Source organism: Rhizorhapis sp. SPR117 (assembly GCF_021742065.1).
On sequence record NZ_JAKKIE010000096.1, the window covers coordinates 1 to 8,858 of the forward strand.

The 8,858-nt window shown below is 57.7% G+C and carries 6 protein-coding genes; 4 read left to right on the forward strand and 2 right to left on the reverse strand.

The annotated features are described in order from the left end of the window. Positions 1–22 precede the first annotated feature (22 nt). A complete protein-coding gene (locus tag L3X40_RS19955; RefSeq protein ID WP_237367142.1) occupies positions 23–757 on the reverse strand; it encodes an ArdC family protein in 735 nt (244 codons plus the stop codon). Positions 758–1,261: 504 nt separating this feature from the next. Between L3X40_RS19955 and L3X40_RS19960 the strand changes: the two genes are divergently transcribed. The 4 genes from L3X40_RS19960 to L3X40_RS19975 all read left to right on the forward strand — a co-directional run bounded on the left by L3X40_RS19960 (position 1,262) and on the right by L3X40_RS19975 (position 4,062). Then, a complete protein-coding gene (locus L3X40_RS19960; RefSeq protein WP_237367143.1) occupies positions 1,262–1,801 on the forward strand; it encodes a hypothetical protein in 540 nt (179 codons plus the stop codon). Between the two features lie 152 nt (positions 1,802–1,953). Further along, a complete protein-coding gene (locus tag L3X40_RS19965; RefSeq protein WP_237367144.1) occupies positions 1,954–2,250 on the forward strand; it encodes a hypothetical protein in 297 nt (98 codons plus the stop codon). After that, a complete protein-coding gene (locus L3X40_RS19970; RefSeq protein WP_237367145.1) occupies positions 2,247–3,569 on the forward strand; it encodes a hypothetical protein in 1,323 nt (440 codons plus the stop codon). The genes L3X40_RS19965 and L3X40_RS19970 overlap by 4 nt, the downstream gene beginning before the upstream one ends. A 304-nt stretch (positions 3,570–3,873) precedes the next feature. Then, a complete protein-coding gene (locus L3X40_RS19975; protein WP_237367146.1) occupies positions 3,874–4,062 on the forward strand; it encodes a hypothetical protein in 189 nt (62 codons plus the stop codon). Positions 4,063–4,142: 80 nt separating this feature from the next. Here L3X40_RS19975 and L3X40_RS19980 read toward each other — a convergent pair whose 3' ends face one another. Next, complete coding sequence (locus L3X40_RS19980) at positions 4,143–8,351, reverse strand: M10 family metallopeptidase C-terminal domain-containing protein (RefSeq protein ID WP_237367147.1); 4,209 nt, start codon at positions 8,349–8,351, stop codon at positions 4,143–4,145. Positions 8,352–8,858: the final 507 nt, after the last annotated feature.

An 8,858-nucleotide genomic window follows, 5' to 3' on the forward strand; every position in this document is an offset into this window, starting at 1 on the left:
CCGTGGGCGTCCATCGCCGACCTTACTGCAAAGTTGCGAGCGGCGCAGACTGTCCAGATAAGGCGACCAGTTCCTCCATCGCGTAGCCTGAATCTCCAAACCGCTTGCGGCCAAAATCCCGCTCAAGGCGGTCTTTGCCTTTCGTCCAATGGGTCATTTCATGGGCAAGAGTGGCATAGTAGGCTTCTGCATCGCGGAAGGCTTCAATGGGGGGCATCTGCACCTTGTCCTCTGCGGGGCTGAAATAGGCGCGGTTCCCGCCGTGGCGAATATCGGCACTGGTCGCGGCAAAGAAAGCCTCGGCATGCGCGATGCGCTGCACGGTCTCGGCGGGACGTTCGGCCAGCGCATAGAAATGCGCGGGAAGCCCTTCCACCTGCTCGACGTTGAAAACCGTGTATCCCTTCATGAAAGGAATATCGCGCTCGTTCTCTTGCCCGTTCTCGTCGGTCTCGGTTTTGGTGATGGTGTTGGCGTAAACGACCAGATTGCCTTTCTCGCCCTTGCGGACGTGTCCGCCAAGCTCCTGCGCCTGTTTGAAGGTCATCCAGATGGGGGCGCAATAGCCACGCTCGCTGGCGGCTCCCCAAAGCATCAGGATGTTGATTCCACGGTAGGGCTGACCGTTGGCGCGCAAAGGACGGGTAATCCTCCCTGCGGCATGCTCGGCATTCCACGGCTTGAACCAAGGGCGAACGCCCTTTTCCAGCTCGGCCACAATGTGGGCGGTCACTCTCTCATAAACATCTTGTTTCATTGCCTTTTCTCCTTGGCTTAGGGGTTGCGCATGCAACCGACTAGCCACGCGGCAATGAGCGGGGATTCTGCCGTCCAGACCGGAAAATGGGGGATGGTGCGGGCCGGAACTACACGGCCCCCGTTTTCCGCCCGCAGGGCTTGGTCTTGACGGCGAAGGGGCGCAGCCCCTCAGAGAGAAAAGGCGGCAAAGCCGCCGGAAGAGATTGCGGTCGTCTGGCCGCACCTAAATCCGCGCGAGGGATTGTTACCTTCTGGCCGAGACGCGAAACGCGGCTCGGTGCCGTAGGCATAAAGCCCGATCCGGCTTTCAGCCGGACGCGCTCGTGCAGATGGATTATTTCAGCTTGGTCACGTTTTCATGAAACGAGACTCTCGGCTTCATTCTCCGCCCCTAAAACGTCCACCAGTTGATTTGTTTTTCCCGTTCATTTTTGAGTCATGAAGATCATATTAACCACGTAACGATCCCCGACGGGCGGGGTTTTCATACGCGGGGGGCTTCATGCGCAAAACCAATCCCTTTCTTTTGTCCGCTGTTTTATTGGTGGGGCTGACGGCGGGCTGCGGCCAGAAGGCGGCGAGCGCCGATGACGACGCGGAGAAGACGTCGGCAAGCGAGACGATGAGCGAAACGGCGATGCCGGAAAATTATACGGCGATGGCGATGCCGGTGGGCGATGACAGCGCCGCCGAGAAATCCGCCGCCGCCACGCTCAAATCCCTGCCCCTGAAACGCGGCTTCTACGTTTCGTCGGACACGCCGTGTAATCAGGCGTCGAACGCGACGCTGCGGCTGGTCACGCGCGAGGGGATCAACTGGGCGCGTGACATTTGCACGTTCAAAAAGATCGAGAAGACCGGAGCCACAAGATACAGCGTCACCGAGTCCTGTTCGGGCGAGCCCCAGCCTTACGAGATTCCGAACGATACCAGTTTCACCGTCAAATACGACGGCGGCTCGGAAAGCAGCGCGCGCTACTGCGCGCAATCGAGCCTGCCCGATCCGTGGCGCGATAACGACATCAGCGACATCACCGGCTGAGCCTTCTTTTTCTGATCATCCCTATCCAGAAAGCAGCAGGAGATTTCTATGCGCGGAGCCTTTTTTGCGCGTTTTCTTCCCTTCTTCTCGGCACGGCGCTCGCTTCTGCGCCGCCTGCGCTGGCGCAAGCGCAATCCGCTCCAAACTCGCGTATGGAGATCGCCGGTCTGCGCCTTGGCATGACCGAGGCGGAGGCGCGCGCCGCCCTTCGGGCTTTAGATCCCGCACTCAGGATCACGCCGGTCATGGGCGTGTCCAATTACAGCGACGGCGTGAACCCGATCCTCAAGACGGCTGAATTTCTCGACCGGCTGGAAGGCAGCAAGGGCCATCAGGGCGCGAGCTTCACGGTTTATTTCTCCGGCCCTGCCGGAGAAGTGCGCGTGATCGGTATCAGCAGGCGGGCGATGATGCCCAACCGTCACCACTCCGATGGAGATTTTACATGACATTACCTTTTCACTTGCCGTCCACAATCCGCCTTTCCGGTGCAGGTCTTGCCGCTTGCGCCATTGTCACGCTTGCTGCCGAAAGTGCGCAGGCGCTTCCGCTGTCCAGCTTCAAGGATCAGGGCATCGACCACATTTTTGGCAGTTATGCCCCGCGCGGCGACTGCTCAAAGGAACCGCGCGTGACCATCGATGAAAATGGCATGACGTTCCGTGCCAATGGCCGGGAAATAAAGCCCCCTCGGGTGGAATATGCTCTCACCTTCATGGGCCAGAGCTATGACGGCATCATGGCCGTATTCTTTCCCTTTCCGGTCAGCACCAATGATTTTGGTCGGGTCCTCATGTATGTGAACGACGACGAGAAGCGCGGTGTCATCCGCTTTGAATCCGATCTGCCGCGCGGCCAACGCCCCGATTCCTTCCATGCGGCCTTCACGGGTGGCGGCCTCTTCACGCTCTGCAAGGGCAGCGCCCCCGCTAGCACGCCAGCGCCGCCACGGCCTGAACCGGCGGTTGCCGTGCAAGGCATTCCAGCGGAATGGACCAATCTCGCCAGCCTCGTCGGCAAATATCCTGGAAGCTACGCCAAGGACAATATAGACCTGTTCGACAAGGGTGCCGTGGCTGCGGCATTGAAGGCCCGGATGGGGCCGAAGATGGCTGCGCTGCGGACCAATCTCTCTGCCGTCTCGCCATTGCAGCGGGCCGGAAACTATTACTATCTTTCCGGCAATGCGCAGCATCAGGGCGGTGTGGAGCAGGCCTATGTAATGATAGACCCGGCGCGCCGGGCTGTGCAGGTGGGTCTTTGGGAGCGCGGTAAGCTAACGGTCTATCCGCCTGCTACAGGCGGACGGCTGCCAGTGGTGCAGGAAATCAAAAAGATGTTGGACAGCAGCCCGCCTGAAACGGCAGTGCCGCTTCCCGGCACACCGTGGGAAGTCGTGCCGGTGCAGGGTCGCGCTCCGATCGCTTATGTAAGCGCGGCGGCCTCACCCAACATCGAATCTCTCAGTCTCTATTGCGAAGGTGGCAAGCCATTTATGGCAATGCTGCTCAACAAGCCCTCCGCCGACAATGCGATGACTGTGACCTGGAACTTCTCCGGTCGCCTCGTCAACATCCCCGTTCAGCGCGCCAACGCGAGCGGCACGCAATGGATCGGCGGCGTGACGGGCACGCCGCTTGTTCCGCTGCTCATGCAGCAAAGCGGGGCAGTAATGCTGCGTATCAACGGGCGACTGGAAGGCGAAGCCTCGCTCAGCAATTCAACTGCGGTGCTGCGCAATACCCTGCGGGGATGCGTGCGGCTCTGACCGGTCAGAACGGTGCCGTCCCCATTTCGGGGATGGCGCCGCTCCAATTCGCCTGATTGCGGATATCTAGCCAGACAGTTTGGGCGGATTTTAGGGGGATAAGGCGCAGCCAAATATCCCAGGCGTCCGCTCCTATACGTCCTTTTAATCTGCACCCTGGCATCAGTCTGCCCTGTGGGCGCAAGCCTTATCAGGCTCCTTCTCTTTGTTGCGGCCCTTCGGGTGCGCTCCGGTCTTCCCGCCGCCGTCTTCGGGGCATGAAAGGTCGTGATGGTTGCGGCCTCAGCAACAAGGAGACAGCCCCATGCGCCTCATCGTCGCCGCCGAACTCGATCACCTGCCAGAATCCGTCCTGCACTCGAAATTCTTCCGCGTCAGCCAGGAACTGGCGCATAGCGAACCGGCTACCGCCGACCGCACGAATGCGCTGGCCTCGCTCGAAAACATCAACCGCGCGATCATCAAGCGCCGCCTGAAGGGGCCGGGGTTTTAACCCCCGCCCACCGGCACAAAGAAAACCGCCAGCGGTTTGCGTCCGCTGGCGGTGTTTCTCGGAGGAAAATTGCCCTGCGCTTACGCGGCCAGCAAGTGGCCGTTCGCGACGAGAATGTCCACATCGGGCAAGGTCGTCACGCCTTGAAGCGTCGCGACATGCACCCAGTCATGCTCTGTACCTGTACCGTCGAGATCGACGAACATATTCGACTTCTTGCCGCTGCGGGTAAACTGGACGAAATCGGCCAGTGCATCCGCTAGGGGATCATACGCGGACAGAAGATCGCTGATGTCGATTTTGTCACCTTGTGCCAAGCTGAAATCCTTGATCGTATCCACGCCGTGGCCGATGTGGTTTGTCCGGAAAACGAAGGTATCTGCTCCGCTGCCGCCGTCCAGCGTATCGCTGCCGCGCCCGCCAACCAACCGATCGTCTCCGTCGCCGCCGCGCAAGACATCGTCGCCATTCCCGCCACGGAGAATATCATTCCCTGCGCCGCCTTTGAGGATGTCGTTACCAGCTCCTCCGACGAGAATATCGTTGCCATTCCCGCCGCGCAGGATGTCGTTGCCGGTGCCGCCAAAAAGACTGTCATGGCCGTTGCCGCCGATCAGAAGGTCGTCGCCGCCATAGCCGTAGAGCGTATCCGCGCCGCCAAGACCGCGAATGGTATCGGCTGCCTCCGTGCCTTCTAGCAGGTCTGCGCCGGACGTACCCGTGATCGTGCCTGTCCCTGTCGAGACAGCCGCAAGGATATAAGCCACATCATGAATTGTGCCGTCCATAAACGTGACTTGCTCGATGCGTGCCTCTTCGCTCGCAAAGAAACCCGTCACGGTAATGTCGTCTGTACCGGTGCCATAGCGGATGAGAAGATCATCGCCATCCTGATAATAGGAAACGCTGGAAGATTCGACCAATGCGGCGAAGCGGATACGATCCAGCGATCCGCTTTCATCGGTGATAGTGTCTGAGCCGTCACCCAGGTTGAACCAGTAATTGTCGCTGCCAGCGCCGCCGGAGAGCGTATCGTCGCCCGTACCTCCCACAATCACATCGTCATCCCCATAACCCCAGATGATATCGTCGCCACCGAGGCCGTAGATGAAATCCTGCAAGACCGTTCCGTGCAGCGTGTCATTGTCCGGTGTACCGTAGATGCCGTTGTCGCCACCACCGCCACCGCCGTTACCTGAGTCAATCGGAGTCGTACTCGTGATGAAGCCGTCACGATCTACCGTCAGAGTCCACTGGGTGCCATCGGCAAGTTGGACACGGACATCAGCGTCTCCGCCCGCTTCCTCGGGCCTGTCTAGGCCGAGGAAGATGGAGGTATTGGCCGCATAGACTTCCAATGTGTGCGAACCGGAAAAATCAAAACCCCAGCCCATTACAACCTGGGTCACATCAGTGACGGAATCCGGCAGGACGACAATATCACCTTGGCCAGGATTGTAGTCCACAAAATGCGTCACGCTTCCCGCCGCCATGACCACGGTGTCTGCGCCAAGGCCGCCATACACCGTATTAACGCCAGCCCCCGCGTCGATGTAATCGTCGCCGCTGCCGCCGTAGATCAGGTCGTTGCCATAGCTGGCAATGATGGTGTCGTCACCGCCGAAGCCGTGAAGCGTATTGTCCTGCCCCTCGTAGCCAGTCAGAAGATTGCTATCCCAGTTTCCCTTGCCGAAGAAGGAAACGTCGTAGTTATAGAGCGATGCCGGCTGGGCGGTGTCTCCCCATTCCCAAGTCGTTCCGTCGCCGAAAACGATTTGCAGGGGCACGGACGAACCGTTGTTATAGAGTTTCAGCCCCTCGATAGAAATTGCGCCATAACCATCAACCGTAATCAGTGCATCGGCGTAAGTGACCGGGAAATAGGCCCCGACCCACGGATCACCGTCCTGCTCGCTTTCATTGAAGATTTCGACAGAGACCTGATCGGGCAGGATGCCATTCGCCATGAGTATGAGCAGTGGCGCGTTCACAGGGCGTAGGCCGGGAGCAAGCTCACCGCCATACGACAAAATCTGGTCATAGCCGCCCTGATAACCAATAGTAATGCGGCCCATCGTCTGGAAACCGCTCGTCTGAACGGCAATGGTGTCGTCCTCGATACCGCCGGTGAAGGCCACAGGGTAAACTCCCCCTGCGCTATGAATGTAAACCGTGCTCCCAACCGCGTTACTGCCATAAATCATCTTAGGCATTTGCCAAAGTAGATGCGTATGCTCACCGTTGGCATCAAAAATAGACGCAGTACTGTAATCGGGACTAAGTTGTGACGTCAGCCCAAGCTGGAAGACCATGCTGTTTTCAGCTGTAGAGTAATCCAGAACGCAATTTTCGGACGTGTTAATGTCGTAGGTATACCGCACGTCGGGAATGATGTAATTCGCCGCCATATTCAGCACGGGGCCTGGTAGATTTCCGACAGCGATGTCGTAGGTTTGGTCGGGAGCATTAAAATCGTACAGCGAGAAGTTGATGATCGTGTCGCTGCCGGTGCCGTCCTTGTTCTCGATGATGTTGTTCGCGTCGTTCCGGATATCGACGGGGCCATTATAGATGACCCTGTTGGTGCCGCCGCCTCCGTCGAACACGCGCTGCATACCTTGCACGGGCGTGTTCAGGTAGAGAAGGTCATCCGCCGCCGTCAGCGTCAGGCCTTCAATGGAGTAGAGTTTGTCTTGCGTCGTGTAGAAGGTGCCGGAGCGCTTCACTGTCGCATAACCCGTCACAGCGGAGTTATTGTAGTTCACTTCAAGGCTGAAAGACACGGCGGAATAATCCACCTTGTCAAAACCATCGCCACGCTCTGCAAACCGCCCTGCCGTGCCGTTCTGCGCGTGGTTTACGAAGCCCCCGCCATCATAAATATCTCCTTCGAGGTCGGTTCCGGCTTCGTTGGCGCTTGCGATGAACAGGTCATCGCCCGCACCGCCGAACATGGTATCTTGGCCGAAACCGCCGATAAGCGTGTCCTTGCCGCTCCGGTCTTTTTCCGAGGGGTTCCATGCGACGCTTTGGGGGCGCAGAGGATCATCGTCGCCCGTGAACTCCCTCTTGTTGTCGTAGACGACGCTGTCACCGTAGAGGACGTCATTCCCCTTACCGCCCTCAAGCACGTTGTCCCATGCGTTGCCGATGAGAGTGTCGTCCCATTTCGTGCCGATGGCGTTCTCGATTACCGTGTAATAGGCAATCGCCACGTTGCCGGGGTCGGGGTCTCCCGCATTGGCTTGAGCGTCAAAATTAACAGCGGCCGGACTCGTCAGCGACTTTGAACCAATCGAGCTAAAACGGCCCTGACGCAGATCGATCTGCGCAGGAAGTTCTCCCGAGCCAGTGTAGTTGTCGTAACCGGAGGCGTCGATGACATCGATGCCCTTGCCGTCCCAAATCGTATAAAGAAAGGGGCGGTTATACTCAATAGCGGTCTGCTGATGAGCAAGTTCGCGGCCAATCCACGGCGTTACGTTATACACGGTGTCATCATCACGGGTTGTGTAGTTGCGGAATCCATACCGCTCCTGTAAGGCCAGAATGTCTAGCAGTTGCAGCGTGTAGGGTGCCGGGCTGGTGTAAGCGATCGGGTTACCTGAATGCGGTATGGGCTCCATCGTAAGATCAGGAGCCCCGGTGTAGGAAGTTACGCTGTATTTGAGATTCTTGAGAAAAGGGTCGACATCGGACTGTTCATCGATGTGGGCAAGTCCGAGGGCATGCGCCATTTCATGCAAGACAGTGTAGTAAAGAAGGCCCCCGGGTGAGGCAGTGCCGCTCCCGATGGTTCCTTGCTCTATAACAATACCTGCCTTGTCGCCCGAGGACGTGATTTCGGGGCCGAACTCGCCGCGCGTTGGAGGAATAGCGGAGCCGATGTAATTGGCATTCGCAAACGAAACGTCTCCGACATCTGCCGCACCGGTTCCCTGCTGCGCCGCCGATGGTGAGAAAGAAAGGCGTGTAATATCAGAAAACGAAACGCGGAACTCGTTGTCTGCGGCTCCCGGCGCGGCTAAAATCTTCTCTATGGCCTGCTGAAGTTTATACGGGGACAACGGATCGCTCGGAATGTCACCTGCAAAACTCCAGTTGACTGTAAGGCTGCCGTCAGGTCCGTAGGTCGAACTAAAAAAATCGGGGAAGCCATATTGTTCCGTGATGAGAGTATAACTCAGAGTGACAGGCCCCTGTTGTGCAATCTTGTCCTGCCAAAGCAGGTAAACAGCGGCAGCGCCACGAAAGATAAGCTTACTGGGATCGGTAAGGTATGTTGGCATTGTTTATTCCCTCGGCGATAAGGTTACGATAGTCAGGGAAGAAAATATGTGTCCCGTGCCTTTGGAACTTGGGGTTTTAGGCGGCGTGCTTTGATATTGTGCCATGGGGCTTCTTGTTTCCCCACAGTCAGGCGCGTTCGATAAGCGAGCGGGATCAGAATATAGTTCGACGGCTGGTCACGCCGAACACACCCCTCATAGAGACCTGAGTTCATCCAGTTTAGCGGTTCCAACATCCCCCTGTCGTTAGGACTGTCCTTTATCCGGTAGTCTCTGACGATCCCAAACGAGAGATACTGAAAGGAAAACTTCCTGATCTCTTCGCAATAATCGGGATTGACCTTCGGGATGACTACTGCGAGGGACTGCACTTCCATCCTGTCCATCGGATCGCCTTCTTGCAAATAAAACGATACGCTCGACAGACTAACCCGTCTTATTCACCGGGGGGATGGGATGGGGTTGGCGGACGTAGCGTAAGTTACTGATCTGGAATAGAGAACGGGT

Excerpts from the sequence above, each read along its gene's own strand:
- L3X40_RS19970 (WP_237367145.1), top strand. The coding sequence starts at position 2,247 with ATGACATTACCTTTTCACTTGCCGTCCACAATCCGCCTTTCCGGTGCA.
- L3X40_RS19975 (WP_237367146.1), top strand. The coding sequence starts at position 3,874 with ATGCGCCTCATCGTCGCCGCCGAACTCGATCACCTGCCAGAATCCGTC.
- L3X40_RS19965 (WP_237367144.1), top strand. The coding sequence starts at position 1,954 with ATGGAGATCGCCGGTCTGCGCCTTGGCATGACCGAGGCGGAGGCGCGC.
- L3X40_RS19960 (WP_237367143.1), top strand. The coding sequence starts at position 1,262 with ATGCGCAAAACCAATCCCTTTCTTTTGTCCGCTGTTTTATTGGTGGGG.
- L3X40_RS19955 (WP_237367142.1), bottom strand. The coding sequence starts at position 757 with ATGAAACAAGATGTTTATGAGAGAGTGACCGCCCACATTGTGGCCGAG.
- L3X40_RS19980 (WP_237367147.1), bottom strand. The coding sequence starts at position 8,351 with ATGCCAACATACCTTACCGATCCCAGTAAGCTTATCTTTCGTGGCGCT.